The organism is Pseudomonas fluorescens (genome assembly GCF_900636825.1).
Lineage (GTDB): Bacteria > Pseudomonadota > Gammaproteobacteria > Pseudomonadales > Pseudomonadaceae > Aquipseudomonas > Aquipseudomonas fluorescens_BG.
The window spans coordinates 1,813,175-1,839,488 of the sequence record NZ_LR134318.1 but is presented as its reverse complement, the minus strand read 5'-3'; the positions used below and the strand labels follow the sequence as shown (position 1 = coordinate 1,839,488).

The window sequence follows — 26,314 nt, the reverse complement described above, 5'->3', positions numbered from 1 at the left end:
AAACGGCTCAAACGAAGTAGGAAAAAGGCCAAAAGCCAAATTCCAGCCAAGGCTGTCCGACTGCAGTAGTTTTCAAGAGATGTTTTTCAGGGGCTGAACAGTCCTTCTTCCTTAGGGGTGAAACACCTTGGCCAAGATTCTCGTGGTTACATCCGGCAAGGGTGGTGTGGGTAAGACCACCACCAGCGCCGCTATCGGTACCGGTCTCGCTCTGCGCGGCCACAAAACAGTGATTGTCGACTTCGACGTGGGCTTGCGTAACCTCGACCTGATCATGGGTTGCGAGCGCCGCGTGGTGTATGACTTCGTCAACGTGGTCAACGGCGAAGCCAACCTGCAACAGGCCCTGATCAAAGACAAGCGCCTGGAAAACCTCTACGTACTGGCCGCCAGTCAGACCCGCGACAAAGACGCGCTGACCGTCGAAGGCGTGGAAAAAGTCCTGATGGAGCTCAAGGAACAATTCGAGTTCGTTGTCTGCGACTCCCCGGCGGGCATCGAAAAAGGCGCGCACCTGGCCATGTACTTCGCTGACGAAGCGATTGTCGTGACCAACCCGGAAGTGTCTTCGGTACGTGACTCGGACCGCATGCTCGGCCTGCTGGCGAGCAAGTCGCGTCGCGCCGAACGTGGCGAAGACCCGATCAAGGAACACCTGCTGATCACCCGCTACCATCCAGAGCGTGTGGAAAAGGGCGAGATGCTTGGCGTTGAAGACGTCAAGGAAATCCTCTCGGTGACCCTGCTTGGCGTGATCCCGGAATCCCAGGCGGTGCTCAAGGCATCCAACCAGGGCGTACCGGTAATTCTCGACGACCAGAGCGATGCCGGTCAGGCTTACAGCGATACCGTCGACCGCCTGCTGGGCAAAGAAAAAGCCCACCGTTTCCTCGATGTCGAGAAGAAGGGATTCTTCGAGCGCCTGTTTGGAGGTAGGTAATGAACCTTTTTGACTTCTTTCGTGCCAACAAAAAGCCAAGTACCGCCTCGGTAGCGAAAGAGCGTCTACAGATCATCGTGGCGCATGAGCGCGGCCAGCGCAGCACGCCGGATTACCTGCCAGCCTTGCAGAAGGAACTGGTCGACGTGATCCGCAAGTACGTCAACATCGGTAACGATGACGTACATGTTGCACTGGAAAGCCAGGGCAGTTGCTCGATTCTGGAACTCAACATCACCCTGCCCGATCGCTGAGTCGATCCGGCAGTCGCGACGGCGGCTCAGGGCCTACACGCTTTTGTAGGAGCTGCGGCACGCTGCGATCTTTTGCTTTTGTCGTTTAAAAGATCAAAAGACCGCAGCGTGCCTCAGCTCCTACAGGGAATGTGGCCCTGAGCCGCCGTTGGCATTTGTTACGAGGCTGTTTAATGCCGTTGTCCAACATCCGCATCATTCATCAGGACGCCGCCGTACTGGTGGTCGACAAACCGACGTTGCTGCTCTCGGTGCCCGGTCGCGCCGATGACAACAAGGATTGCCTGATTACCCGCTTGCAGGAAAACGGCTACCCGGAAGCGCGCATCGTCCATCGTCTGGACTGGGAAACCTCCGGCATCATTCTGCTGGCCCGGGACGCCGACAGCCACCGCGAGCTGTCCCGCCAGTTTCACGATCGTGAAACCGAAAAAGCCTACACCGCGCTGGCCTGGGGCCAACCGGAACTCGACAGCGGCAGCATTGACTTGCCGCTGCGCTACGATCCGCCGACCAAGCCGCGTCATGTGGTCGATCACGAGTTCGGCAAACACGCCCTGACCTTCTGGCGCGTGCTGGAACGTTGCGGCGACTGGTGCCGCGTTGAACTGACGCCGATCACCGGCCGCTCGCACCAATTGCGCGTGCACATGTTGTCCATCGGTCATCCGCTGCTGGGCGATGGCCTATATGCGCACGAGCAAGCGCTGGCCGCCTGGCCGCGTCTGTGCCTGCACGCGAGCATGCTCAGCTTCACCCACCCGCAAAGCGGCGAACGCCTGCGCTTCGAGTGCCCGGCGCCGTTCTGACTGCCACCACCGAACCCCTGTGGGAGCGAGCTTGCTCGCGATTGCGCTCTGTCAGTCAATTAATAATGATCTGACACAGCGCAATCGCGAGCAGGCTCACTCCTACAGGGGCTATGCGTCGGATTCAATTGTTCGGCCAATACGTTAAACTTCCGCCCATTGCTGTCTGGAGCTTGTTATGCGCGAAGAGTTGAACCAAGGCCTGATCGACTTCCTCAAGGCCTCCCCTACCCCGTTTCACGCCACCGCCAGTCTCGTTCAGCGTCTGGAGGCCGCCGGTTACGTGCGCCTCGACGAGCGCGAGCCATGGACCACCGAAGCCAACGGCCGCTATTACGTCACCCGTAACGACTCTTCGATCGTCGCGATCAAAATGGGCCGCACCTCGCCGCTGCACGGCGGCATCCGTCTGGTTGGCGCGCACACCGACAGCCCGTGCCTGCGGGTCAAGCCGCAGCCGGAACTGCAGCGCCAGGGCTTCTGGCAGTTGGGCGTCGAAGTGTATGGCGGCGCGCTACTGGCGCCGTGGTTCGACCGCGATCTGTCGCTGGCCGGCCGCGTGACTTTCCGCCGCGACGGCAAGGTCGAGAGCCAGTTGATCGACTTCAAGGCGCCGATCGCGATCATTCCCAATCTGGCCATCCACCTCAACCGTGAAGCCAATCAGGGCTGGGCGATCAACGCGCAGACCGAGCTGCCGCCGATCCTCGCGCAATTTGCTGGCGATGAACGCGTCGATTTCCGCGCCGTGCTGACTGATCAACTCGCCCGCGAACACGGCTTGAACGCCGACGTCGTACTCGATTACGAGCTGAGTTTCTACGACACGCAAAGCGCAGCGGTGATCGGCCTGAACGGCGACTTCATTGCCGGTGCGCGTCTGGACAATCTGCTGTCGTGCTACGCCGGTCTGCAAGCACTGCTGAGCGCCGAAACCGACGAAACCTGCGTGCTGGTGTGCAACGACCACGAAGAAGTCGGCTCCTGCTCGGCCTGCGGTGCCGACGGCCCGATGCTCGAACAGACCTTGCGCCGCGTGCTGCCGGAAGGCGACGAGTTCGTCCGCACCATTCAGAAATCCCTGCTGGTGTCGGCCGACAACGCCCACGGCGTGCATCCCAACTACGCGGACAAACACGACGCCAACCACGGCCCGAAACTCAACGCCGGCCCGGTGATCAAGGTCAACAGCAACCAGCGCTACGCCACCAACAGCGAAACCGCCGGTTTCTTCCGCCATCTGTGCATGGCCGAAGAAGTGCCGGTGCAAAGTTTTGTGGTGCGCAGCGATATGGGTTGTGGTTCGACCATCGGCCCGATCACCGCCAGCCACTTGGGCGTGCGCACCGTCGACATCGGCCTGCCGACCTTCGCCATGCACTCGATCCGCGAACTGTGCGGCAGTCATGACCTGGCGCACTTGGTCAAAGTGCTCAGCGCGTTCTATGCCAGTCGCGATTTGCCGTAGCGGCTGACAAGCTTCGCGAGCAGGCTCGCTCCCACAATTGAACTGCATTTCATTGTGGGAGCCAGTCATCTCCCCTTGGAATGCAAATCAACCTGTGGGAGCGAGCCTGCTCGCGAAAGCGCCTGTGCAGACAGCAGAATCCTCTCGGCCTGATGCATTCCTGAGCCACATCACACCCTGCCTCGAAAACCCGCCTAGACTGCAAGCATCCTCTACAGACAAGGCAGTCTTCATGATCTCGATGTCCTCCTTCCACGCCATGCTCATTCCCATCCTCACCGGGATGATCCTCTTGGCCATCGGCTTCAACTTCCGCGACAAAAACGCCGGCGTGTTGGCCATGTGGATCGGCATGCTGATGATCCTCGCCACCGTCGTCTACAAGATCCTCGCCAAACTCAACGAATAACGGTGCCCGGCTCGCATTGAGCCAATGGGCCTCGTACACTCCAGCGCATCCGCCCCTCGCGAGGTTGTTTTCTGGTGTTCGCTCGTCTTTTTGCTTTGCCCGGTCTGTTCCTTGTCTGCCTGATGACGCTGCTGCCGATGGCGCCCGCGCAAGCGGTCGGCTTGCCCGGCCTGCTCAATACCTCCAAGCCGCAGGCGGAAGCCCAGGAACCGCTCGGCCAGTCGTTGGACGAGGTCATCAAGTCGCTGGAAAACGACAAGCAACGCGCGCAGTTGCTCAGCGATCTGAAGAAGCTGCGCGACGCGACCAAACAAGCCCAGGCCACCCCGGAAGAAGGCGTTCTCGGCCTGATCGGCGGGACCCTCGCCAACTTCGAGAAACAATTTACCGGCGCCGACAGCCCGCTCAATCGTTGGGGCAACGAGTTCGACCTGGCCAAGGATGAACTGCGCAGCATGCTGCTGCCGGCCAACGAATGGCTGCCGATCATCTTTGGCTTCGCGATGATCCTCGCGGTCTGGAGCCTGCTCGCCGCTGCACTGATCTGGCTCGGCCACCGCGTGCGCCTGCGCTTCGGCCTCACTGAAGAACTGCCGCAACATCCCAAAGCTCTCGACATGCTGCGCTTCGCCCTGCGCAAACTCGGGCCGTGGCTGATTGCCTTGGTGATGACCGTCTACATGAGCTACGCATTGCCCTCGTCGCTGGGCAAAAGCCTGGCGATGGTGCTGGCTTATGCGTTGGTGGTCGGCACCTGCTTCTCGGCGATCTGCGTCATTGCCTTCTCGCTGCTCGACGGCCCGCACCGCCATCGCGCGCTGTATATTTTGCGCCATCAGGCGTTTCGGCCGCTGTGGCTGATCGGCAGCTTCGCCGCGTTTGGCGAGGCGCTGAGCGATCCGCGTCTGGTGGAAAGTCTGGGCGTGCATCTGGCGCACACCGCAGCGACCATCGCCAATGTCCTCGCCGCGCTGTCGACCGGCCTGTTCATCCTGCGATTCCGCCGACCGATCGCGCACTTGATCCGCAATCAACCCCTGTCGCGGCGCCTGACCCGCCGTGCCCTCAGCGACACCATCGAAATTCTCGGCACCTTCTGGTACGTGCCAGCACTGGTGCTGGTGGGCATCTCGCTGTTCGCCACGTTCGTATCTGCCGGCGACACCAGCACCGCGTTGCGCCAGTCGCTGATCTGCACCGTGCTGCTGGTGTTGTGCATGGTGATCAACGGCCTCGTCCGCCGTTATTCGCTCAAGCCGCAACGCGGACCGAAACGCCATGCGCTGTACTCGGAGCGGCTGAAGAATTTCTTCTATACCCTGGCGCATCTGCTGGTCTGGCTGATCTTCATCGAACTGGGCCTGCGCGTGTGGGGCCAGTCGCTGATCGCGTTCGCCGAAGGTGATGGCCACGACATCAGCGTCAAACTGTTCAGTCTGATCGGCACGCTGATTTTCTCCTGGCTGATCTGGATTCTCGCCGACACCGCCGTGCACCACGCCCTCACTCGCTCACGCAAAGGCCTGGCGAATGCGCGCGCGCAAACCATGATGCCGCTGATCCGCAACGTGCTGTTCGTGGCGATATTCATCATTGCGCTGATCGTCGCGCTGGCGAACATGGGCATGAACGTCACGCCGCTGCTGGCCGGTGCCGGTGTCATCGGCCTGGCGATCGGTTTCGGCGCACAGTCGCTGGTTGCGGACTTGATCACCGGCCTGTTCATCATCATCGAGGACTCGCTGGCCATCGATGACTACGTCGACGTCGGCGGCCACCTCGGCACCGTCGAAGGCCTGACCATCCGCACCGTGCGTCTGCGCGACATAGACGGCATCGTCCACACCATTCCGTTCAGCGAAATCAAGAGCATCAAGAACTACTCGCGAGAATTCGGCTACGCAATATTCCGCGTGGCAGTGCCGTACAACATGGAAATCGACGACGCGATCAAACTGATGCGCGAAGTCGGCCAGAAGATGCGCACCGACCCGCTGCAGCGGCGCAATATCTGGTCGCCGCTGGAAATTCAGGGGGTCGAGAGCTTCGAGTCCGGCAGCGCGATCTTGCGCGCACGGTTCAAGACTGCACCGATCAAACAGTGGGAAGTTTCCCGGGCCTTCAATCTTTCGCTCAAACGCCATCTGGATGAGGCCGGCCTCGATCTGGCGACACCACGGATGAGCGTGCAGGTGATCACTGCCGGTGGCGGTCAGCCGAAGGAATAGCACTCAAGCGCGCGGTTGCAGTCACAGGCAAGGAAGCCCGACAACAATAATCAAGGAGAAACCGATGCACCTGACGCGCATTGCCCAGACCGTTTTGCTCACCCTCGTGGCGAGCCACGCCGGCGCCGCGACAATGGACAGCGCCCGCGCTGACATCGCCGAACAAGCGCAAAAACTTGAACCGCAATTGCTGGAAACCCGCCGCGATCTACACGCCCACCCGGAACTCGGCAACACCGAGAAACGCACCTCTGAGCTGGTCGCCAAGCAACTGAGAGCCTTGGGCCTGGAGGTAAAAACCGGCGTCGCTCGCACCGGCGTGGTCGCCGTCCTCAAAGGCGCCCTGCCCGGCCCGACCGTCGCCCTGCGCGCCGACATGGACGCGCTGCCGGTCAAAGAAAACTCCGATCTGCCGTTCGCCTCGAAGGCCAAAGGGACTTATATAGACAAAGAAGTCGACGTGATGCACGCCTGCGGCCACGACGCACACACCGCAATCCTGCTCAGCACGGCGAAAATTCTCACAGCCATGCGCGACACTCTGCCCGGCACCGTGGTGTTCTACTTCCAGCCCGCCGAAGAAGGCCCGAGCGATTTCATCCCCGACGGCAAAAACACTTGGGGCGCGAAGATGATGGTCGAAGAAGGCGTCATGGCATCGCCGAAACCCGATGCAGTCTTCGGCCTGCACGTCTGGGCCGGCGTACCCGCCGGGCAGATCGCCTACCGTCCAGGCCCGACCCTCGCCAGCTCCGATGACCTGCGCATCAAAATCCACGGCAAACAAACCCACGCCGGCCGCCCGTGGGACGGCATCGATCCGATCACCGTCGGCGCGCAAACCATCGTCGGCCTGCAAACCGTGGTCAGCCGCCGCACCGATATTTCATCCTATCCATCGGTGGTCAGCATCGGCACCATCAACGGCGGCACCCGCTACAACATCATCCCCGAGTCGCTCGACATGAGCGGCACCATTCGCTCCTACGACTACGGCATCCGCCAGAAACTGCACGCCGACGTCCGCCAGACCATCGAAAAAATCGCCGAGAGTGGTGGTGCGAAAGCTGACGTCACCATCATCGAAAAATACGACCCGACGATCAACAACCCGGCGCTGACGGAAAAAATGCTGCCGACGTTGAAGTGGGCGGCCAAGGATGACGTGGTCAATGCACCGCTGGTGGGCGGCGCGGAAGACTTCTCATTTTTCGCCAAGGAAGTGCCCGGGTTGTTTGTGTTTCTCGGCGTGACACCGAGGGATCAGGACATGAGCAAAGCCGCGCCGAATCATAATCCGGGGTTCTTTGTGGATGAATCGGCATTGGTGGTCGGGGTGAGAACACTAGCGTCGTTGGCAACCGACTACCTCTATACCAACGCCCGCGACCTGTAGGAGCTGCCGGGTGAAACGTGGCTGCGATCTTTTGATCTGGGCAATTGAGCGATCGCCGGAATCAACATCAAAAGATCGCAGCCTTCGGCAGCTCCTACATTTGGATCGAGTTCATCCGCCAGAAACAGGTCGGCTGGCAGGCCGCCATCGCTGGCAAGCCAGCTCCCACAAGGATTAAGTCCAACCGTAAACCTATATCGCTTCTGCTCCTCACCACTCAGCACAATGAGCGCAAGCTCGAGTACCGCTCTTGATCTTGATCCTCGGGCGACGTCGGAAGGCTGAGTGGAGGGATTGATCCGGGGGTGGGAGCGCAGCGACCGTTTGGCGAAGCCAAACACAGCGAGAGGAGGTGCAGCGAAGCAAACCGTAGACGCTGCCCCCGGATAGATCCCGCAGCGAAGGGACCCCGAGCCCCAGCGAGCGGGCCGAACGCAGGAGCAAGCGTTTTTTGCTTACTTTTTTTGGCGTTTGAAAAAAAGTGAGTCGCCGTAAGGGCGAAACCTTAAGCCGCCGTTACCGCAGCAACGGATATACACCCAAAAGATCAAACAACATCAACCCCAACATGAATCGCATCATGCCGCCAAAACTCCAGATCACAATCAATCAACCGCCCATGCTGATCATAATTGACCCGCGCAATCCGCAATCCCGGACTCCCTACTGACACCCGCAGCGCCGCCGCCGCATCCACCGACAACGCCGTCGGCACAATCTCGAACCGCACCCGTCCATAATGCAAATCGTAATGCCGCGCATACAGCTCGGTAATCGACTGATTCAAATCAAAATCCAGAATCCCCGGAAAAAACTGCGGATTCAAATAGTGCTCCACATACAACACCAACCGCCCGTCGATGCGCCGCGAACGGCAAATCTGAATCACGCTCGACAACGCCGGCAACTGCAACCATGCACACACCGCCGCCGACGCCGGCTGCAACCGCGCTGAAATCACCTCCGTCGAAGCCTCGCGTCCCTGCGCACTGACCATCGCGTGAAAGTGGCTGCGCTGCATCAGGTTGTACGCCAATCGTGGCGGCGACACGAACCAGCCGCGGCGCTCCTCGCGATAAATCTGTCCCTGCGCCTCCAGCTGCAACAACGCCTCGCGCACCGTGATTCGCGTCGTCCCGAACAACTCGCTGAGCTTGCGCTCGGCCGGCAACTTGCTGCCCGCCGCCAACAAGCCGTGATCGAGCTGCTCCTGCAACACCTGGCCAATCGCTGTCACCGCTTTTGTTGCCTCATCACGCATCAACGTTACCTATCTGGACTAGACCAGCACTGTTTCAGGGCAAGAACCGCCCGGTTTATCACCTTCACCACATGATGCAAGCCTAGGCAGTGCAGATGACCGAGAGATGACAAAACGTCCGAACGGTCGTGCTCATGACTTGCAATACATCGGCCAAGTCCCTTGCCTGTCGGGGCCTCGGCATGGTCTACGCTTATCTCGCATCTGCCGATCCTGGGACCGCCAAAGTCTCGCGATCAGGCCTTCGACATCAAAGTGTCATCCAGTCAGCCTAAATTGGCTCAGGTATTGCTGACCTAGACCAACACAAACCGCAATCGCAGCGTTGAACACGACCAAGGAGCTTCGGAATGAAACAGCTTTTCCTGGCAACACTGTTAGGCTCGACCATTGCAATGTGCACCGCCGCCATGGCGGCCGACACCGATCTGAAAACCCTCGAAGCCGCTGCGAAGGCGGAAGGCGCCGTCAACAGCGTCGGCATGCCCGATGATTGGGCCAACTGGAAAGGCACCTGGGAAGATCTGGCCAAGGCATATGGCCTGAAACACATCGACACCGACATGAGCTCGGCCCAGGAAATCGCCAAATTCGCCGCCGAGAAGGATAACGCCACTGCCGATATCGGCGACGTCGGTGCCGCCTTCGGCCCGATTGCGGTCAAGCAAGGCGTGGTGCAACCTTACAAGCCGAGCACTTGGGATCAAGTCCCGGACTGGGCCAAGGACAAGGACGGCAACTGGGCGCTGGCCTACACCGGCACTATCGCGTTCATCGTCAACAAGAAGCTGCTGCACGGCTCCGAAGTACCGACAAAATGGGCTGATCTGAAAAGCGGCAAATACAAGGTTTCCATCGGTGACGTGAGCACTGCCGCCCAGGCAGCCAACGGCGTCCTCGCGGCGGCACTGGCCAACGGTGGCGACGAGAAGAACATCAAGCCGGCACTGACTTTGTTCGCCGACATCGCCAAACAGGGTCGCCTGTCGATGGCCAACCCGACCATCGCCACCATGGAAAAAGGCGAGATCGAAGTCGGCGTGGTCTGGGATTTCAACGGTCTGAGCTACAAAGCCAAGATGGCCAATCCGGATGACTACGTGGTGCTGATTCCGTCCGACGGTTCGGTGATTTCCGGTTACACCACGATCATCAACAAGTACGCGAAAAACCCCAACGCCGCCAAGCTGACCCGTGAATACATCTTCAGCGATGCCGGCCAGACCAACCTCGCACGCGGCAACGCCCGTCCGATCCGCGCCGAACACCTGCAATTGCCGGAAGACGTGAAAGCCAAACTGCTGCCGAACGAGCAGTACAAAAAGGTCACGCCGATCAAAGACGCCGATGCCTGGGAAAAAACCTCCAAAGCCCTGCCGCAGCAGTGGAACGAAGAAGTCATCGTAGAGATGAAGTAATCCTTCATCTGTAGGAGCTGCCGCAGGCTGCGATCTTTTGATCTTGCCCTTTAAGAGCAACATCAAAAGATCGCAGCCTGCGGCAGCTCCTACAGGGATTGGTTCCAGATTGGTTTTCGGAGTTTTTGCCCCTATGAAGCACAACGTCATCCTTGTCGTGCTCGACGGCCTCAGCTATGAGGTCGCGCGCCACGCCATGGGGCATCTGCAGGCTTATGTTGGCGCAGGACGCGCGGCGCTGTATCGACTGGAGTGCGAACTGCCGGCCCTGTCCCGACCGCTTTACGAGTGCATTCTTACCGGCGTGCCGCCGATTGACAGCGGCATCGTCCACAACAATGTGTCGCGCCTGTCCAACCAGCGCAGCATCTATCACTATGCGCGCGACGCCGGCCTGACTACCGCCGCAGCGGCGTACCACTGGGTCAGCGAGTTGTACAACCGCTCGCCATTCGTGGCCAGCCGCGACCGCCACACCGACGATTCATCGCTGCCAATCCAGCACGGGCATTTCTACTGGAACGATCACTACCCGGATTCGCACCTGTTCGCCGATGCCGAAAATCTGCGCCTGCGCCACACGCCGAATTTTCTGCTGATCCATCCGATGAACATCGACGACGCCGGACACAAGCATGGTCTCGACAGTTCGCAATACCGCAACAGCGCACGCTCGGCAGACGTCATCCTTGCCGACTATCTGCAAAACTGGCTCGACTGCGGCTATCAAGTGCTGGTGACCGCCGACCACGGCATGAACAACGACCGCTCGCACAACGGCCTGCTCCCGGAAGAGCGCGAGGTGCCGCTGTTCGTGCTCGGCGATGCCTTCAGCCTGAACCCGGACGCCCCCCTGAAGCAGACCGATATCTGCGGTACCGTTTGCGAATTGCTTGGCGTGCCTCACGACAAACCTGTGTGCCGGGAGTTGCTCAAGTGAATTCCATGACTCGCGGCAAATGGCTCGCGGCACTGTGCCTGGTGCCCTTCGCGCTGTTCTTTATCGTTTTCGAAATCGCCCCGCTGGTTTGGGTGATGATCAACAGCCTGCAATCGGAAGAGTTCGGTTGGGGCTTCGCCAATTTCAGCAAGATCTTCAGCTCGAAGTTTTATCTACAGGCGATCCAGTACAGTCTGGAGATCAGTTTCTGGTCGAGCGTGTTCGGCATCATCATCGCGGTGCTCGGTGCCTATTCGCTGCGGCGGGTCGACTCGAAGCTGCGCAATTTTGTGAATGCTTTCGCCAACATGACCAGCAACTTCGCCGGCGTGCCGCTGGCGTTCGCGTTCATCATCCTGCTCGGCTTCAATGGCAGCATCACGATCATGTTGAAGCAGTCGGGGATCATTCAGGACTTCAACCTGTACTCGAAAACCGGCTTGATCATTCTCTACACCTACTTCCAGATTCCCCTCGGCGTGCTGCTGCTCTATCCGGCTTTCGATGCCCTGCGCGAAGACTGGCGTGAGTCCGCCGCGTTGCTCGGCGCCAACGGCTGGCAGTTCTGGCGGCACATTGGCCTGCCGGTGCTGACGCCCGCATTGCTCGGTACGTTCGTGATTCTACTGGCCAATGCTCTCGGCGCGTACGCCACGGTTTATGCGCTGACCACTGGCAACTTCAACGTCCTGCCGATTCGTATCGCGGCCATGGTGTCCGGGGATATTTCGCTCGATCCGAACCTGGCCAGCGCGCTGGCCGTGGTGCTCGTGGCGCTGATGACCATCGTCACCGTGGTGCACCAACTGCTGTTGAAGAGGAGCTACCATGTCTCGCGCTGAATCCGGCCCGGCCGGCCTCTACCACCGCGTCGTGGTCTATCTGTTATTCGCCATTCTTCTGCTGCCGCTGGTGGGCACGCTGGTTTATTCAATCGCCAGCAGTTGGTCGGCGACCATTCTCCCCAGCGGCTTCACCTTCAAGTGGTACATCCAATTGTGGAGTGATCCACGCTTTCTGCATGCGTTCGGCCAGTCGCTGATCGTCTGCGTCGGCGCCTTGGTGTTGTCAGTGGTGCTGATCCTGCCGCTGCTGTTCGTCGTGCATTACCACTTCCCGAAACTCGACGCACTGATGAACATCCTTATTCTGCTGCCCTTCGCGGTGCCGCCGGTGGTGTCCTCGGTGGGGCTGTTGCAGCTTTATGGGTCCGGGCCGATGGCGATGGTCGGCACGCCATGGATTCTGATCGGATGCTATTTCACCGTGGCCCTGCCGTTCATGTACCGGGCAATCACCAACAACCTGCAAGCGATCAACCTGCGCGACCTGATGGACGCCGCACAACTGCTCGGCGCCAGCACCTTTCAGGCAGCGGTTCTGGTGGTACTGCCAAACCTGCGCAAAGGCCTGATGGTCGCACTGCTGCTGTCGTTCTCGTTTCTGTTCGGTGAGTTCGTGTTCGCCAACATACTCGTCGGCACCCGTTACGAAACCCTGCAGGTTTACCTGAACAACATGCGCAACAGCAGTGGCCACTTCACCAGCGCGCTGGTCATTTCGTACTTCTTTTTCGTGCTGGTCCTGACCTGGATCGCCAACATCTTGAACAAGGACAAAAGCGAATGAGCTACGTCAGCGTCCAACATCTGCAGAAAAGCTATGCGGGCACCACGGTGTTCAGCGACATCGATTGCGAAATCAACAAAGGCGAGTTCGTCACCCTGCTAGGCCCCTCCGGTTGCGGCAAGTCGACACTGCTGCGTTGCATCGCCGGGCTGACATCGGTGGATGGCGGCAAAATCCTCCTCGATGGCGTCGACATCGTGCCGTTGAGCCCGCAGAAACGCGGGATCGGCATGGTGTTTCAAAGCTATGCGCTGTTTCCCAACATGACCGTTGAACAGAACGTTGCCTTCGGTCTGCGCATGCAGAAGGTCAACAGCGACGACAGTCATAAACGCGTTTCAGAGGTGTTGAAACTGGTTGAACTGCACGACTTCGCCAGCCGCTATCCGCATCAGTTATCCGGTGGTCAATGCCAGCGCGTCGCCCTCGCCCGTTCGCTGGTTACCCGTCCACGCCTGTTGCTGCTGGATGAGCCGCTGTCGGCCCTCGATGCACGGATTCGTAAACATCTGCGTGAACAGATCCGGCAGATTCAACGCGAACTCGGCCTGACCACTATTTTCGTGACCCACGATCAAGAAGAGGCGCTGACCATGTCCGATCGCATTTTCCTGATGAATCAGGGAAAGATCGTACAAAGCGGTGACGCCGAAACGCTGTATACCGCGCCGGTTGATGTGTTTGCCGCCGGCTTCATCGGCAACTACAACCTGCTCGACGCCGATGCCGCCTCGAAGCTGTTGCAACGGCCGATCAACCACCGCATCGCGATCCGCCCGGAAGCCATCGAACTGAGCCTCGACGGCGACCTCGACGCAGAGATCCGCAGCCACAGTCTGCTGGGCAACGTCATCCGCTATCGGGTCGAAGCGCGCGGCGTCGAACTGGTGGTCGATGTGCTCAACCGCTCCGCGGCCGATCTGCATCCCGAGGGACAGCGCCTGGCACTTTTCATCGATCCGACCGCCCTTTGCAAAGTCGCTTAGGAGCAGCTGCAAGCTTCGAGCTATCAGCTTCAAGCTGTAGACTGCGGCGCACCTGATTTTATTCTTGCAGCTCGAAGCTTGTAGCTTGCAGCTGTTCTCGGAGAGAACCCATGGCTTTGGCAATTTTTGATCTGGACGAAACGTTGATTCACGGCGACTGCTCCACGCTCTGGAGCGAACAGATGGTCCGCCTCGGCTGGGTCGATGGCGAATCGTTCATGCAGCGCGACAAGGAATTGATGGACGCCTACGGCCGCGGCCATCTGGCGATGGAAGACTACATGGCCTTCAGCCTCGAACCGTTGATCGGCCGCACGCCGGCAGAAATCGAACACTTGGTCGGCCCCTGGGTTGAAGATTTCATCGAGCCGATCATCTTCAGCGACGCCACCAAAACCATCGCCGCACACCGCAAGGCCGGTGATCGCATTCTGGTGATCTCGGCGTCGGGTACGCATCTGGTTCGTCCGATTGCCGACCGATTGGGCATCGACGAAATACTGGCCATCGAACTGGAAGTCGCCCATGGCGTTTACAGCGGCAACGCCGTCGGCACCCTGACCTACCGCGAAGGCAAGATCACGCGCTTGCTGGAGTGGCTGGATGCCGAAGAAGAAAACCTCGAAGGCGCGAGTTTCTATTCCGATTCGCGTAATGATTTGCCGTTGTTGCTGAAGGTTGATTTCCCGCACGTGGTCAACCCGGATCCGGTGTTGCTGGAACATGCGGAAAAATCCGCCTGGCCGATCCACCACTGGAAATAGAAGCAAAAGATCGCAGCCTTCGGCAGCTCCTGCATTTGGAATGCATTCTCCTGTAGGGGCTGCCGAAGGCTGCGATCTTTTGATCTTGCTCTTGTATCAGCTCAGGCTTTCGTCAATCACCAACACCAGTTTCCCCGCCACCGTATTACTCGCCAGCTCGGCAAACGCCGCCTCGGCATCCTTCACCGCAAACGCCTTGGCCAACTGCGGACTCAACCGCCCTTCGGCAAACAACGGCCACACGTGCTGGCCCAGATCACACAACAAATCGGCCTTGAATTGATCGTCACGGCTGCGCAAGGTCGAACCGAGCAATTGCACGCGCTTGCCTAACACCTGTGCCAGATCCAATTTCGCCTCGCGGCCACCCATCAGTCCGATCAACACCCAACGCCCATCCAGCGCGATCAGTTTCAGATTGAGCGCCGAATAATTACCGCCCACCGGATCGAGAATCACATCGAACGGCCCGAAGTCACGCAAGCTTTCGATATCGTCCGTGCGCACGACGCCACCCTGAGCGCCCAGCGCCTCGCAGTAAGCCAGACGCTCGGCCGAACCGACGCTGACCCAACACGGATTACCGAACGCCTTGCACAGCTGAATGGCGGCTGAACCGATTCCACTCGCCCCGGCATGCAGAAGAATTTTCTCACCCGGTCTGAGCGCCGCAAGTTGAAACACATTCAGCCAGACTGTTGCGTAAACCTCGGGCAATGACGCTGCTTCGATCAACGAAACACCTTCGGGAACCGGCAGCACATGCCGCCCGTCGACGACCACTTCCTCGGCCATGCCGCCCCCGGCCAGCAAGGCGCAGACCCGATCGCCGACCTGCCACGAACTGCCCGCACCGACCTCGGTGATGACCCCCGAACACTCTAGACCGAGCACTTGGCTGGCCCCTGGCGGCGGCGGATAAAGCCCTGCTTTCTGTAATAAATCGGCGCGATTGAGGCCAGCTGCCGCCACTCGGATGCGAACTTGTCCTACATCACATGTAGGACTCGGCTCTTCAACCCATGCCACTTGACCTTCAACGCCTTGCAATGCCTTCACAGTGCCTCCATAGTGAGTCTGGACTGAGCCCGAAGCTGTAGCGCCGGGCTTTTTGCATTATGCGACCGGCTCTCGTAGAACCGGCGACTTCAAAGACGGCCTAATATGCGTTATCAATTGTCCCCGCGTCGAATCAGCATGAAGCATCTGCTCCCCAGCACCGCCCTCGCTCTTTTCATCGGTATCGGTTTGTTGCCGGTGTCGGGCACTACATTCGCAGCCAACAGCTGGGACAAATTGCAGCCTGATCGCGATGAAGTCATCGCCAGTCTCAACGTCGTCGAGTTGCTCAAGCGTCACCACTACAGCAAGCCGCCGCTCGACGATGCGCGCTCGGTGATCATCTACGACAGCTACATCAAGCTGCTGGATCCGTCGCGCAGCTATTTCATGGCCAGCGATATCGCCGAATTCGACAAGTGGAAGACCCAGTTCGACGACTTCCTCAAGAGCGGCGACCTCAACGCCGGGTTCACCATCTACAAGCGCTACCTGGACCGCGTCAAAGCGCGTCTGGATTTCGCCCTTGCCGAGTTGAACAAAGGCGTCGACAAGATGGACTTCAACACCAAGGAGACCTTGCTGATCGATCGCAAGGACGCCCCTTGGCTCAAATCCACGGCAGACCTGGATGACCTCTGGCGCAAACGCGTCAAGGATGAAGTCCTGCGTCAGAAGATCGCTGGCAAAGAGCCGAAGCAGATTCAGGAAACCCTGACCAAGCGCTACAAGAACCAGTTGGCGCGCCTGGATCAGACCCGTCCGGAAGACATTTTCCAGGCGTACATCAACACCTTCGCCATGTCCTACGATCCGCACACCAACTATCTGTCGCCGGATAACGCGGAAAACTTCGACATCAACATGAGCCTGTCCCTCGAGGGCATCGGTGCCGTGTTGCAGAGCGACAACGACCAGGTAAAAGTCGTGCGTCTGGTGCCGGCTGGCCCGGCCGACAAGACCAAGCAAGTCGCCCCGGCCGACAAGATCATCGGTGTTGCCCAAGGCAACAAAGAGATGGTCGACGTGGTGGGCTGGCGTCTGGATGAAGTGGTCAAGCTGATCCGTGGTCCGAAAGGCACCGTTGTGCGTCTGGAAGTGATTCCGGCGAGCAATGCGCCGAACGACCAGACCACCAAGATTGTGCCGATCACGCGTGAGGCGGTGAAGCTCGAAGACCAGGCCGTGAAGAAGTCCGTGCTCAACCTGAAACAGGATGGCAAGGACTACAAGCTCGGCGTGATCGAGATCCCGGCCTTCTATCTCGACTTCAAGGCGTTCCGTGCCGGTGATCCGGATTACAAGAGCACCACCCGCGACGTCAAGAAACTGCTGACCGAGCTGCAAAAAGACAAAGTCGACGGCGTGGTCATCGACCTGCGCAACAACGGCGGCGGTTCCCTGCAGGAAGCCACCGAGCTGACCAGTCTGTTCATCGACAAGGGCCCGACCGTTCTGGTGCGTAATGCCGATGGCCGCGTCGATGTACTGGAAGATGAAAACCCGGGCGCCTTCTATAAAGGCCCGATGGCGCTGCTGGTCAACCGCTTGTCCGCCTCGGCTTCGGAGATTTTCGCCGGCGCCATGCAGGACTATCATCGCGCGCTGATCATCGGTGGCCAGACCTTCGGTAAAGGCACCGTGCAGACCATTCAGCCGCTGAACCATGGCGAACTGAAACTGACCCTCGCCAAGTTCTACCGGGTTTCCGGTCAGAGCACCCAGCATCAAGGCGTGTTGCCGGACATCGACTACCCGTCGCTGATCGACACCAAGGAAATCGGCGAGAGCGCCCTGCCGGAAGCCATGCCGTGGGACACCATCCGCGCGGCGATCAAACCGGCGGCCGACCCGTTCAAACCGTACCTGGCTCAGCTGAAATCCGAACATGACGCGCGCAGCAACAAAGATGCCGAGTTCGTGTTCATCCGCGACAAGTTGGCCTTGGCGCAGAAACTGATGGAAGAAAAAACCGTCAGCCTCAACGAAGCCGAACGTCGTGCCCAGCATGCCGATATCGACGCCAAGCAACTGGCGATGGAGAACATCCGTCGCAAGGCCAAAGGCGAAGAACCGCTCAAAGAACTGAAGAAAGAAGACGAGGACGCGCTGGCCGCGGCCGAGCCGGACAAGGTCAAACCGGAAGACGATGCCTACCTGAGCGAAACCGGGCGCGTGCTGCTGGACTACCTGAAGCTGAGCAATCAGGTGGCCAAGAAGTAAGTGATGGCAATTTAGTGTTGGCGATCCATGGATCGTCATCAAACAGTCATCATTCTGTCGTGCAATAAAGGACCGGAAGCAAATGCTTCCGGTCCTTTTTTTTATCGCCAGAGATTGCCATGACCACGACCGAACAGCTGAGCGCCTTGAGCTCGATCCTGACTCAAAGCGGTTTACACAGCCTGTTCCAGCCAATTATCTGTCTATCCGAGCGACGCATACTTGGCTATGAAGCCCTGACCAGAGGGCCGTCCAACAGCCCTCTTCATTCGCCTATCGCGCTGTTTGCCGTAGCGCGCCAGGCTGGCCGACTGAGCGAACTGGAAATTGCCTGCCGCCAAAGCGCCTGCCGCCGCTTCAATGAGCAGCAACTGCCGGGCAAGCTGTTCCTGAACGTCTCGCCGGAATCCTTGCTTGAGGCCGCACATCAACCGGGACGTACGTTGCAATTGCTGCAGGACTTCGGAATTCCGCCGAGCCAAGTGGTAATCGAACTGACTGAACAGACGCCGATCGACGATTTTCAGTTGCTGCAAACCGCGCTGCATCATTACCGGGCGATGGGCTTTTCCATTGCGCTGGACGACCTCGGAGCCGGGTATTCGAGCCTGCGCCTGTGGTCCGAGCTGCGCCCCGATTACGTGAAGATTGATCGGCACTTTATCGATGGCATCCATCAGGATGCGCTGAAAAGAGAGTTTGTCGGTTCGATTCTGCAAATCGCTAAAGCTTCACGGGCGCAGGTGATCGCGGAAGGCATCGAACTGCCAGAGGAACTCGCCGTGCTGACGGAAATGGGCGTTGACCTGGTACAGGGTTACCTGCTCGGGCGACCTCAGGAACATCCATCGCGCGATGCCCGCGCCTTGATGCCCAAACACGACAGTAGCGCCGTCGCGCTGAACGATGAAGGCAGCGACCTCAGCGCTTTGCTCAACGACCAGCCCGCCGTTCAGCGCGATACTCCGACCGCCACGGTGCTGGAAGCCTTCCGCCGCCAGGCCAACCTCAATTCACTGGCGGTGCTCGACGAACAAGGCCAGCCGTGCGGCATCGTCCATCGTCACTCACTGTCGGACGCCCTGCTCAAACCGTTCGCTACCGACCTGTTCGCGCGCAAACCGATCAGCCGCCTGATGAACGACGACTTCCTCGCCGTGGAAATGAGCCAGTCGCTGCAACAGGTCAGCCGCCTGATAACCAGCCGCGCCCGCCAACGCATCGAAGAAGACTTCATCATCACCCTCAACGGCAGCTACCTGGGCCTCGGCCGGGTCATTGACGTGCTCAAGTTGATCACCGAGCTAAAGATCCAACAGGCCCGCTACGCCAACCCGCTAACCTTGTTACCCGGTAACGTGCCGATTCAGCAATGCCTCACTCGCCTGCTGCAGCAGGGCCGAGAATCCGTCATCTGCTACGTCGACATCGACAGCTTCAAACCGTTTAACGATATCTACGGCTACGGACGCGGCGACGAGGTGCTGCTGTGCCTCGCGCAATGCCTCAACGAACGCGTCGACCCCTCCCGCGACTTCGTCGGGCACATCGGCGGCGACGACTTCCTCCTCGTCCTGGGCCCGGAAGACTGGCGCAAACGTCTCAACCAACTGCTCGACGATTTCCAGAACCAATGCCGCCGCTTCTACCGCCCCGAGCATCTGGAAGCGGGATGCTTTATCGCACCGAATCGACAGGGCGTGCGGCAGGAGTTTGCGTTGTTGTCATTGTCGATTGGGGTTGTTCATCTACGGCCTGAAGACTGCGCAACGCTTGATGCCAGCCAACTTGCCGAAATGGCGTCGCAGGCTAAGCATCATGCGAAGGATGTTGTGGGGTTTAGTGTGCATGTGATTGATGCTGTACCGGTCATCCTGGTTGGTTGACGTACTGCTCCCGGGGCCTACTCGGGCACATTGCGAGTTTTTGACTTCAACAGCCTGGGCCTTGTTCCTCTCGGTATTTTTTTAAGCATTCCAGTAAAACCCGCATGAAACTTGGCCTATCGGCGACTTCCGTCCCGAAATACGTCGTCATCCGGTTAAACACAGCATCAAAATTGTCATTTTGATCTAGAAAATGATCGACTGTGTTTATAAGGGATTCTTGTTCTTTATCCGTGTACTCATAAAATTCAGGCTTTAGCAGAGTGTCGAAAAGCTCTTTTAAATGTTGTAAATCATTGACGTTTCTTTCCGCTATCAATCGCTCTCGCACAATGTCGTGAGTATTTTCAATATCGAAAACAAACAGCAGATTTTTTATGTCCACAATTTCATATTTTTTTTTCATCGATCGAAATCCGCGTATGAAGTTACCGTGTTGCCGTTTGCTTTGAGAATAACCACTGCTTTCCTTTGCTGCCCGTAAATCCCGTCTTTCGTATAACCTTCGCCTATGATCTTGCCCATATCCATCGGCCTTCTCGACGTTTGAAGATCGGTACGCCGGAGTATCAGTTTGGCTCTGTAGATAGCATTTAGCTGGTCTCTATGGCTGAGAAAATGAGTGGCTGCACTTGGAATTTTAGGTTGCCCATGGTTTGGTCCGCCGTTGTAGATCTCTATTATTCCAGTTGTCGGATTTTTTCCTGACATGATTCGTTCAAATTGAGATCGTAGAGTTGTTTGGGCGCCATGCTTCTCTAAAAAATGGGCGCCTTGTGTGGCTCTCTCCATTTCATCCAACCTCCTATGAGCATTTTCCTCCGCTACCTCATCAATCCTCGCTCTACGCTCCTGCGCCGTCATTTTTGGCAGCGGGGGCGCACCCTCGTCCACAACGACGCGACCAGCCTCGTACCGCATCGGACGTCGCGGCGCTGGCGGCGGACAACTGCAACTCAACCCCAACGGATCCACCCACCCCGTCGGATTCGGCACGTACCGGTACTGATTCAACCCACCCGCCAGCTTCACCGGGTCCGGCGTCAGATATCGCCCCAACCTCGGGTCGTAATACCGGTGCCGGTTGTAGTGCAGCCCGCTTTCAGCATCGAAGTACTGCCCCTGAAACCTCAACGGCTGATCCAGATATTCATCAGCGGCGAGTGTCAGGGCGGCGACCTTGCCGTAGGCGTCGTACTGCGCCGACCAGACGATTTCTCCGCTGTAGTCGGTTAACTCCAACGGGGTGCCGAGGTGGTCGAGTTGGTAGTAGAACGGGCAGGCTTTTTTCGGGCCTTTGCCGTCGAGCAGCGCCAAGGGGCGGAAGGTGCCGGGTTCGTAGACGTAGCTGCGGTATTCGTTCTGGCTGCTTTCGGCGACGATCTGCTCGCCTTGCCAGAAGAACTCGGTGACGACGCCGTCGACAGTTTTGCGGATGCGCCGACCGAAGGCGTCGTATTGATAGGTCGCGGTCTGGCCATCGGGGCGGGTCAGGCCGATCAGCCGGTGTTGGCAGTCGTAGCGGTATTCAGTGACGATTTGTTGCCCGGCGCCACGGCGTTCGCGGATCAGATTGCCGAAGGCGTCATAGTCGTAATGGCGATCGCCTTGCATCAGCAGGCGGTTGCCCTTGATCTGACTCGGGCCGGGGCGGTCCTGCATCAGCAGGTTGCCAGCCGGGTCATGGGCGAACGATTCGGGCAGTTCGTCGCGCGAATGGCGGACGCGGATCAGCCGGTCGAGGGTGTCGTAGCCGTAGGTGCGCTGGCCGTGGCGGGTGTCGGCGATGTGGTCCAGATTGCCGTTGGCACTGTAGGCATAGTCGCGGCGATAAAGTGAATCGTGGGAATGACCGACAGCGTGAGCGAGCAAACGGCCCTGATCGTCGTAAGAATATTCGCTGAGCAGCAGACCTTGCTGACGTTGCTGTTCGCGCCCGGACAGGAAAATGTGCGTGGTCAGTTGCGCGCCGTTGAGGTCGATGGCGCTCAGCGCACCGCCCTTGGCGTGGTGATAATCGAGCTTGCTGTTGTCCGGCAAACGCATCTGCTTGAGCTGGCCGCAGGCGTCGTAGGCATAACGCAGCGTGCCCCAGCCCTGATGCTCGGTGATCAGCCGATCCTGGCGGTCGTATTCGAAGACCAGTGGGTGGTTTTGCCCATCGTCGACGCCAGTCAAACGACCTAGGCGGTCATAGCGATAGCTGACCTTGACTCCGTCCGGCAGGGTTTTCACCAATAGGCGCCCGGCAGCGTCACGTTCATACGCGGTGACCAACTGCGAGCCGACATCGCCGAACTCGGTCTTTTCCAGCAGATGCCCGTTGAGGTCGTAGGCGTAGGCGGTGCGTCGTCCGTCGAAGGCGGTTTCCTGTCGGATCAATCCGGTCGAGGTGTAGTCCAGTCGATATTTTTCACCCGACTCGTTCTCGATCTCGGTGAGCAGCAGTTGCGCGTGGTCATAGCGGTACTGGACCCGCGTGCCGTCGGGATTGATCCGCCGCGAGACCAGGTGCAGGTCATCGTCGTATTCGTAACGGGTGATGCGCCCCAGTTCATCGCGCTCGGCGGTGACCTGGCCGTAGGCGCCGTAGCTGTAGGCGCGGCTGGCGCCGGTAGGAAAAGTCGTCTGCAGCAGTCGGCCAGCGGCGTCCCACTGCTGACGGGTCACTGCACCGTGTTCATCCTCGGTTGTGGTCCGCCGCCCCAGCGCATCGTAGGAAAAGCGCCGCACGCCACCGTCGGGCAGGGTTTCCTCGATCAACTGCCCCAGCGTATTCCAGGCCAGTCGATGCCGGCTGCTGTCCGGATAGCGGATCGACAGCAGCTGGCCGTAAATGTCGTAGTAGTAATGGATGACCTGGCCGTCGGGATCGACCGCTTCCGTAACATCACCTTCGGCGTTGCGCCGATAAGTCCACACCGCGTCGCCGCGTGAACGTCGGTAGAGAAAACCGTTGCGATACTCGTAGGAAGTTGGCGCGTCATCCGGTGGAATCAGCGCGATCAGCCGTCCGACGTCGTCGTAGTGGTATTCAGTGACCGCCCCGAGGGCATCCTGCTCGGCGATCAGCCGTCCTGCTTCGTCGTACGCCTTGAGCTGTTCACCACCGTCGGCCGAGGTCTTGCGCACGAGCCGCGCGCGGTCGTCGTGGACGTAGGTCTCTTCGGTGCCGTCGACGTAGTACACCGTCACGCTGCCGTCGTCGTTCCAGACGTAGCGGGTGTTCATCTGCGAGAACGACGCCCAGTGCCGCACGCAACGCGCCGCTTTGCCCTCGCGCTGCCACTCCCAGAAGAAACTGGCGCCGCCGGTCAACTGCCGTTGCAGAATGACGTGGCTGTCGTCGTAATCGTAGCGTTCGCTGTCGCCGACCGCGTTGGTCGCGGCGAGCAAACGCTGGCGAGCGTCGTAGCAATAACCGGCAAGGTTTTGTTCGGTCGTCCATTCACCCTGAGCGAAGACCTGGTAATCGACCGCCACCAATTGCGCCCGGTCATAACGCAACAGCAGCGCACGACCGGCGCCGTTATCCACACGACTGATCCGATCCTGGCGATCACGATCGATGCGCAGACGATTGCCATAGGCATCGCTGATCGCCGTCAGCCGGCCCGCACGAAAGTGATAAAACCGCGCCGAATCCCCCGCCAGGGCAAGAATCAGCTCTTCGGGTTCAGCCCCAAGGAAAATCGCCGCCCGCGACAGGCTGTTGTGAATCGCCGGGCGCTCGACGTTCGGCAGCGGAAACCGTGTACGACGGTTCTCATGGTCGATCCAGACGACGAAATCGCCTTCGAACACCAGCCGATGCGCCAGCGAATGGCTCCAGCCGAAACCCAGACCGATATCGATCTCGACGGCGCTGCTGCGGTACAAGCGGGTGAACTCGAACGGCAGCACGCCGTCGAGCACCGCATCGGTCAGGGTCAGCAATTCTTCGCCAGTGACCATCGACACCGGGCAACCGTTGGTGCAGGTCAGCGCGGCGCAATCGGCGCTGTCGCCGTTGGGGTTTTTCGCCTGATCAGAGGCGTCGTCGTGGGTTTCGTTTTTCTTCAACGTGGCGTTGCGTTTGGCGTCCCAACGCAGCTGCATTCGGCCCTTTTTCACGCCGGCGGCGATGCCACGGGCGGCGACCGATTTGTATTGATCAACGTATTTGATGAACCCCTCGACGATGCCAAACATCGCCTTCACCAAGCGCGTCACCGCTGACAGCAATTGCGCAGCGCGATTCGCCAGGCGCAGCGTCAGATAAGCGATCCCTGCGCCCGCCCCGACGAACGTCAGAACCACGCCGATCAGCACATCGATCAGCACCTGAACGATCACCATCGACGCCGCTTCAGCGGTTTTCCCGGCCATCTCGCTGGGCGGCAACATCTCCAGCCAGAGGCTTGCAGTGCGAAGCAGTAAACACAGAGCCGCTTCGTCGCTGACTAGCAATTGCAGCTTTTCCATGACGTCGGGGGCCGTCGCAGCGAGCGCCATCAACTGCGTGGCACCCTCGCCCAATCGGTCGGCAAACGCCCCTGGGTCCTTGAGAATGTCCGAAAGCAGACCAAGGCTGTTCCACACGCCTTCGATGGCCGCCCAGCTCCCGGCCAACAGGCCGTTGCCAGCCGCGGTTGCCAGCGACTGCGACCACTGCGGTTTGAACCCCTGCCACTCGCTGCGCAGCCAGCCATTCAGCTCTGCTGTCAGGCCGTCATAGGCAGTGAACAAATCATCGACCTGACCGCTGGTGACCTTGCTGTGCACCTGCACTCGATAAAACTTGCCGGCCGTTCCTGTGAATGAGCCCTTGCCTTGCGCATCCAGAGTGATGGGAGTGGTTTGGCCACCGTCCATAGCGATCACATCGACCGCGATGTTGCCCAGCGGGATGTCATAGACGGACTCGAACTTGCTTTCGATCAGCATCAGCCCGGTCTTCTGGCACTGTACGACGCTGGAGAAGAATTCGTCATCGCTGCTGCTGACGGCAGTATTGCTGTCACCGAAGCGGATGATCCGTTCCATGCCCATCAGCGACGGCAGGTCCGCCGCGTGACTGATATTGTCGGCCGCACGACTCGTCCAATGCTTGAGCTGCTCGCGATAAAGGCTGAGGGTCTCTGGGAAACTGTCGAGTTCTTGCTCGATACGGGTGACGGCTTCCATCAGCGCACGCAGATGTGCGGAGTGGACTGAATAAGCGGGTCAAACATGAGCGTTCCCTCGCGCAAAAATTAGGCGCGGGAACTGTGCGGGGGATCAATCAGGAAAGAAGTCAGGCAAGTAGGCGATAGCTGTAGGATTAATCTGTAAAGCACATGTTTCAGGAAAATGGGCACGGAAAAAAGCAAACGTGGCGTGAGGTTTCCCTCACGCCACGTTTATAAAGCGGAGCATGGACTCTTTTGCAAACAAGTTTTTAAGACTAAGCGTCGGGCAGGTTCAGTTCTCTCAGTTTCAGCTCGGCCAAGGGATGCCCGGCTTTCGCCGCCATCGCCCACCAGCGTGCGGCTTCAACCGGATCAGGCGCCTTGCTGGGCGTACCTTTGAGGCAAATCATGCCAACCTGATAAGCCGCTTTGCCATCGCCCGCCAGCGCAGCCATACGCAACAACCGCACGCCTTCTTCACGCGCGCCCAGACCGACCCCGCGAAACAACAGGATATGCCCGTAAAAGCTCTGCGCACCGACATCGCCAAGATTGGCCATGCGCGCAAACTGGCCTTCGAGCCAGCGCCAGCCGCGCGGCTGGCGGACAAACCAGGCCCAGTGAAACAGCCGGCGGGCCAGCCAATAACTGGAACGTGCCTTGAGCTGTAGAAACACTCAGGCCTCCGCCGATTCCGGGTACTCATATTCAAAAACACGGACCACTTCCGAAGCATGCCAGGACGCCGCGGCGACCCCGTCCGACGGCCCCGAAAAACGCCCCAAACGTTCGACACACTCGAAAAAACCGGTGCGCGGCAGACGGCTGGCGCCTTGGCTGATCACCAGCGAACTGCGCAACGGCTGTTCGGCTTTGGCGTCCAGCGCGGCAAGATGCTCAAGAGCTGCGGTCAGGGTTTGCATCGCGGGCGTCGGCAATTGCAGGCGTTCGAGCAGCGCTCGATAGGTCAGAAGATGACGCTGTCGGCGCGCCTGATCCAATTCCCCGAGCAAGCCATCCCAATGTTGACGACTGATGCGTACGCTCACGATTCATCCCTCCAACCTGGCACCGCCAATTCCCAGGCCAGGCTGCGGCGAATCGCGGCGTCGGGCAGACGCTCACCACTTTCGATCATGGCCAGATAAGACGGGCTGATGCCTACCGTGCGGGCCAGCGCCTCGATGGCGATGCCCTTCCCTTCGCGCAAACTGCGTAGTTGATCCAGACCTGGAAGAACCGCATTTGGAGTGGTCGCGAGTGGCGCGGGGGCCTGTCGCGACGGCGTTTCATTGATACCTGCTGCTTTCAGTAGAGCTTGATATTGAGCCCAGGGCAGAACCGCGTACTCCGGTTCGCCATCGCGTGCAATTATCTGAATATCCATGACTACCCCGTAGGACAACAACACTTAGCGAGTCGGCACTTTTCCCTAGAAGTGTAATCCTAACAGCGGCCAAGGTCGCGGGGGGTATCTATCTGCGAAAGGGACTA

Annotated in this window: 22 protein-coding genes; 15 read left to right on the top strand and 7 right to left on the bottom strand. The window is 59.1% G+C overall.

Annotation, left to right across the window (positions count from 1 at the left end):
• The first annotated feature begins 127 nt into the window (after window positions 1–127).
• From minD to EL257_RS08420, 7 genes are all read left to right on the top strand, one after another.
• Window positions 128–940 (top strand): septum site-determining protein MinD, encoded by an 813-nt coding sequence (minD, locus tag EL257_RS08445; RefSeq protein WP_007913953.1) that lies wholly within the window; start codon window positions 128–130, stop codon window positions 938–940.
• Window positions 940–1,194 carry a cell division topological specificity factor MinE gene (gene minE, locus EL257_RS08440; protein WP_003223146.1) on the top strand — a complete coding sequence of 85 codons (255 nt, stop codon included), beginning with the start codon at window positions 940–942 and terminating at the stop codon, window positions 1,192–1,194. The genes minD and minE overlap by 1 nt, the downstream gene beginning before the upstream one ends.
• 173 nt (window positions 1,195–1,367) lie before the next feature.
• Complete coding sequence (locus EL257_RS08435) at window positions 1,368–2,003, top strand: RluA family pseudouridine synthase (RefSeq protein ID WP_126361570.1); 636 nt, start codon at window positions 1,368–1,370, stop codon at window positions 2,001–2,003.
• Window positions 2,004–2,181: 178 nt separating this feature from the next.
• A complete protein-coding gene (locus tag EL257_RS08430) occupies window positions 2,182–3,471 on the top strand; it encodes a M18 family aminopeptidase (protein WP_126361567.1) in 1,290 nt (429 codons plus the stop codon).
• 232 nt (window positions 3,472–3,703) lie between these two features.
• Complete coding sequence (locus tag EL257_RS27705) at window positions 3,704–3,880, top strand: hypothetical protein (protein WP_172604463.1); 177 nt, start codon at window positions 3,704–3,706, stop codon at window positions 3,878–3,880.
• A 74-nt stretch (window positions 3,881–3,954) separates the two neighbouring features.
• Window positions 3,955–6,108 carry a mechanosensitive ion channel family protein gene (locus tag EL257_RS08425; protein ID WP_126361564.1) on the top strand — a complete coding sequence of 718 codons (2,154 nt, stop codon included), beginning with the start codon at window positions 3,955–3,957 and terminating at the stop codon, window positions 6,106–6,108.
• Between the two features lie 64 nt (window positions 6,109–6,172).
• The gene (locus tag EL257_RS08420) at window positions 6,173–7,504 is read left to right on the top strand and encodes an amidohydrolase (protein WP_126361561.1); all 1,332 of its coding nucleotides are present in this window, start codon (window positions 6,173–6,175) and stop codon (window positions 7,502–7,504) included.
• 547 nt (window positions 7,505–8,051) lie between these two features.
• Here EL257_RS08420 and EL257_RS08415 read toward each other — a convergent pair.
• Window positions 8,052–8,765 carry a UTRA domain-containing protein gene (locus EL257_RS08415; RefSeq protein WP_126361558.1) on the bottom strand — a complete coding sequence of 238 codons (714 nt, stop codon included), beginning with the start codon at window positions 8,763–8,765 and terminating at the stop codon, window positions 8,052–8,054.
• A gap of 350 nt (window positions 8,766–9,115) precedes the next feature.
• Here EL257_RS08415 and EL257_RS08410 point away from each other — a divergent pair, with 350 nt between their 5' ends.
• The 6 genes from EL257_RS08410 to EL257_RS08385 all read left to right on the top strand — a co-directional run bounded on the left by EL257_RS08410 (window position 9,116) and on the right by EL257_RS08385 (window position 14,502).
• The gene (locus tag EL257_RS08410) at window positions 9,116–10,183 is read left to right on the top strand and encodes an ABC transporter substrate-binding protein (protein WP_126361555.1); all 1,068 of its coding nucleotides are present in this window, start codon (window positions 9,116–9,118) and stop codon (window positions 10,181–10,183) included.
• Window positions 10,184–10,316: 133 nt separating this feature from the next.
• Window positions 10,317–11,123, top strand: coding sequence for an alkaline phosphatase family protein (locus EL257_RS08405; protein WP_126361553.1), 807 nt, complete (start codon window positions 10,317–10,319; stop codon window positions 11,121–11,123).
• A gap of 5 nt (window positions 11,124–11,128) precedes the next feature.
• The gene (locus EL257_RS08400; RefSeq protein WP_172604543.1) at window positions 11,129–11,965 is read left to right on the top strand and encodes an ABC transporter permease; all 837 of its coding nucleotides are present in this window, start codon (window positions 11,129–11,131) and stop codon (window positions 11,963–11,965) included.
• Window positions 11,952–12,752 carry an ABC transporter permease gene (locus EL257_RS08395; RefSeq protein ID WP_105709332.1) on the top strand — a complete coding sequence of 267 codons (801 nt, stop codon included), beginning with the start codon at window positions 11,952–11,954 and terminating at the stop codon, window positions 12,750–12,752. Before EL257_RS08400 ends, EL257_RS08395 begins: the two co-directional genes overlap by 14 nt.
• A complete protein-coding gene (locus EL257_RS08390; protein ID WP_126361550.1) occupies window positions 12,749–13,738 on the top strand; it encodes an ABC transporter ATP-binding protein in 990 nt (329 codons plus the stop codon). Before EL257_RS08395 ends, EL257_RS08390 begins: the two co-directional genes overlap by 4 nt.
• A 110-nt stretch (window positions 13,739–13,848) precedes the next feature.
• Window positions 13,849–14,502 (top strand): HAD family hydrolase, encoded by a 654-nt coding sequence (locus EL257_RS08385; protein WP_126361547.1) that lies wholly within the window; start codon window positions 13,849–13,851, stop codon window positions 14,500–14,502.
• A 96-nt stretch (window positions 14,503–14,598) separates the two neighbouring features.
• On the opposite strand, the gene EL257_RS08380 is transcribed toward EL257_RS08385, so the two are convergent.
• Window positions 14,599–15,561, bottom strand: coding sequence for a zinc-binding dehydrogenase (locus tag EL257_RS08380; protein ID WP_126361544.1), 963 nt, complete (start codon window positions 15,559–15,561; stop codon window positions 14,599–14,601).
• 138 nt (window positions 15,562–15,699) lie between these two features.
• Between EL257_RS08380 and EL257_RS08375 the strand changes: the two genes are divergently transcribed.
• Window positions 15,700–17,784, top strand: a complete 2,085-nt coding sequence (locus tag EL257_RS08375) for a carboxy terminal-processing peptidase (protein ID WP_172604462.1) — start codon at window positions 15,700–15,702, stop codon at window positions 17,782–17,784.
• 119 nt (window positions 17,785–17,903) lie between these two features.
• Complete coding sequence (locus tag EL257_RS08370; RefSeq protein WP_126361539.1) at window positions 17,904–19,670, top strand: bifunctional diguanylate cyclase/phosphodiesterase; 1,767 nt, start codon at window positions 17,904–17,906, stop codon at window positions 19,668–19,670.
• A gap of 46 nt (window positions 19,671–19,716) precedes the next feature.
• On the opposite strand, the gene EL257_RS08365 is transcribed toward EL257_RS08370, so the two are convergent.
• The 5 genes from EL257_RS08365 to EL257_RS08345 all read right to left on the bottom strand — a co-directional run bounded on the left by EL257_RS08365 (window position 19,717) and on the right by EL257_RS08345 (window position 26,207).
• On the bottom strand, window positions 19,717–20,076 hold the full coding sequence (locus tag EL257_RS08365; protein WP_126361536.1) for a hypothetical protein: 360 nt from the start codon (window positions 20,074–20,076) through the stop codon (window positions 19,717–19,719).
• Window positions 20,073–24,836: an RHS repeat-associated core domain-containing protein gene (locus EL257_RS08360; RefSeq protein ID WP_126361533.1), complete on the bottom strand. Its 4,764-nt coding sequence runs from the start codon at window positions 24,834–24,836 to the stop codon at window positions 20,073–20,075. The genes EL257_RS08365 and EL257_RS08360 overlap by 4 nt, the downstream gene beginning before the upstream one ends.
• A 259-nt stretch (window positions 24,837–25,095) precedes the next feature.
• Entirely contained in the window at window positions 25,096–25,497 is a 402-nt protein-coding gene (locus tag EL257_RS08355; protein ID WP_126361530.1) for an SEL1-like repeat protein, read from the bottom strand.
• A complete protein-coding gene (locus tag EL257_RS08350) occupies window positions 25,498–25,869 on the bottom strand; it encodes a hypothetical protein (protein WP_003223109.1) in 372 nt (123 codons plus the stop codon).
• Window positions 25,866–26,207 (bottom strand): helix-turn-helix domain-containing protein, encoded by a 342-nt coding sequence (locus tag EL257_RS08345; RefSeq protein ID WP_126361526.1) that lies wholly within the window; start codon window positions 26,205–26,207, stop codon window positions 25,866–25,868. Before EL257_RS08345 ends, EL257_RS08350 begins: the two co-directional genes overlap by 4 nt.
• Between the last annotated feature and the right edge of the window lie 107 nt (window positions 26,208–26,314).

Bases quoted from the DNA above. Each gene is read 5' to 3' on its own strand.
- EL257_RS08345 (WP_126361526.1), bottom strand. From the start codon at position 26,207: ATGGATATTCAGATAATTGCACGCGATGGCGAACCGGAGTACGCGGTT.
- EL257_RS08430 (WP_126361567.1), top strand. From the start codon at position 2,182: ATGCGCGAAGAGTTGAACCAAGGCCTGATCGACTTCCTCAAGGCCTCC.
- EL257_RS08375 (WP_172604462.1), top strand. From the start codon at position 15,700: ATGAAGCATCTGCTCCCCAGCACCGCCCTCGCTCTTTTCATCGGTATC.
- EL257_RS08410 (WP_126361555.1), top strand. From the start codon at position 9,116: ATGAAACAGCTTTTCCTGGCAACACTGTTAGGCTCGACCATTGCAATG.
- EL257_RS08420 (WP_126361561.1), top strand. From the start codon at position 6,173: ATGCACCTGACGCGCATTGCCCAGACCGTTTTGCTCACCCTCGTGGCG.
- EL257_RS08400 (WP_172604543.1), top strand. From the start codon at position 11,129: ATGACTCGCGGCAAATGGCTCGCGGCACTGTGCCTGGTGCCCTTCGCG.
- EL257_RS08415 (WP_126361558.1), bottom strand. From the start codon at position 8,765: ATGCGTGATGAGGCAACAAAAGCGGTGACAGCGATTGGCCAGGTGTTG.
- minE (WP_003223146.1), top strand. From the start codon at position 940: ATGAACCTTTTTGACTTCTTTCGTGCCAACAAAAAGCCAAGTACCGCC.
- EL257_RS08370 (WP_126361539.1), top strand. From the start codon at position 17,904: ATGACCACGACCGAACAGCTGAGCGCCTTGAGCTCGATCCTGACTCAA.
- EL257_RS08435 (WP_126361570.1), top strand. From the start codon at position 1,368: ATGCCGTTGTCCAACATCCGCATCATTCATCAGGACGCCGCCGTACTG.
- EL257_RS27705 (WP_172604463.1), top strand. From the start codon at position 3,704: ATGATCTCGATGTCCTCCTTCCACGCCATGCTCATTCCCATCCTCACC.
- EL257_RS08385 (WP_126361547.1), top strand. From the start codon at position 13,849: ATGGCTTTGGCAATTTTTGATCTGGACGAAACGTTGATTCACGGCGAC.
- EL257_RS08390 (WP_126361550.1), top strand. From the start codon at position 12,749: ATGAGCTACGTCAGCGTCCAACATCTGCAGAAAAGCTATGCGGGCACC.
- EL257_RS08365 (WP_126361536.1), bottom strand. From the start codon at position 20,076: ATGAAAAAAAAATATGAAATTGTGGACATAAAAAATCTGCTGTTTGTT.
- EL257_RS08395 (WP_105709332.1), top strand. From the start codon at position 11,952: ATGTCTCGCGCTGAATCCGGCCCGGCCGGCCTCTACCACCGCGTCGTG.
- EL257_RS08360 (WP_126361533.1), bottom strand. From the start codon at position 24,836: ATGGAAGCCGTCACCCGTATCGAGCAAGAACTCGACAGTTTCCCAGAG.
- EL257_RS08405 (WP_126361553.1), top strand. From the start codon at position 10,317: ATGAAGCACAACGTCATCCTTGTCGTGCTCGACGGCCTCAGCTATGAG.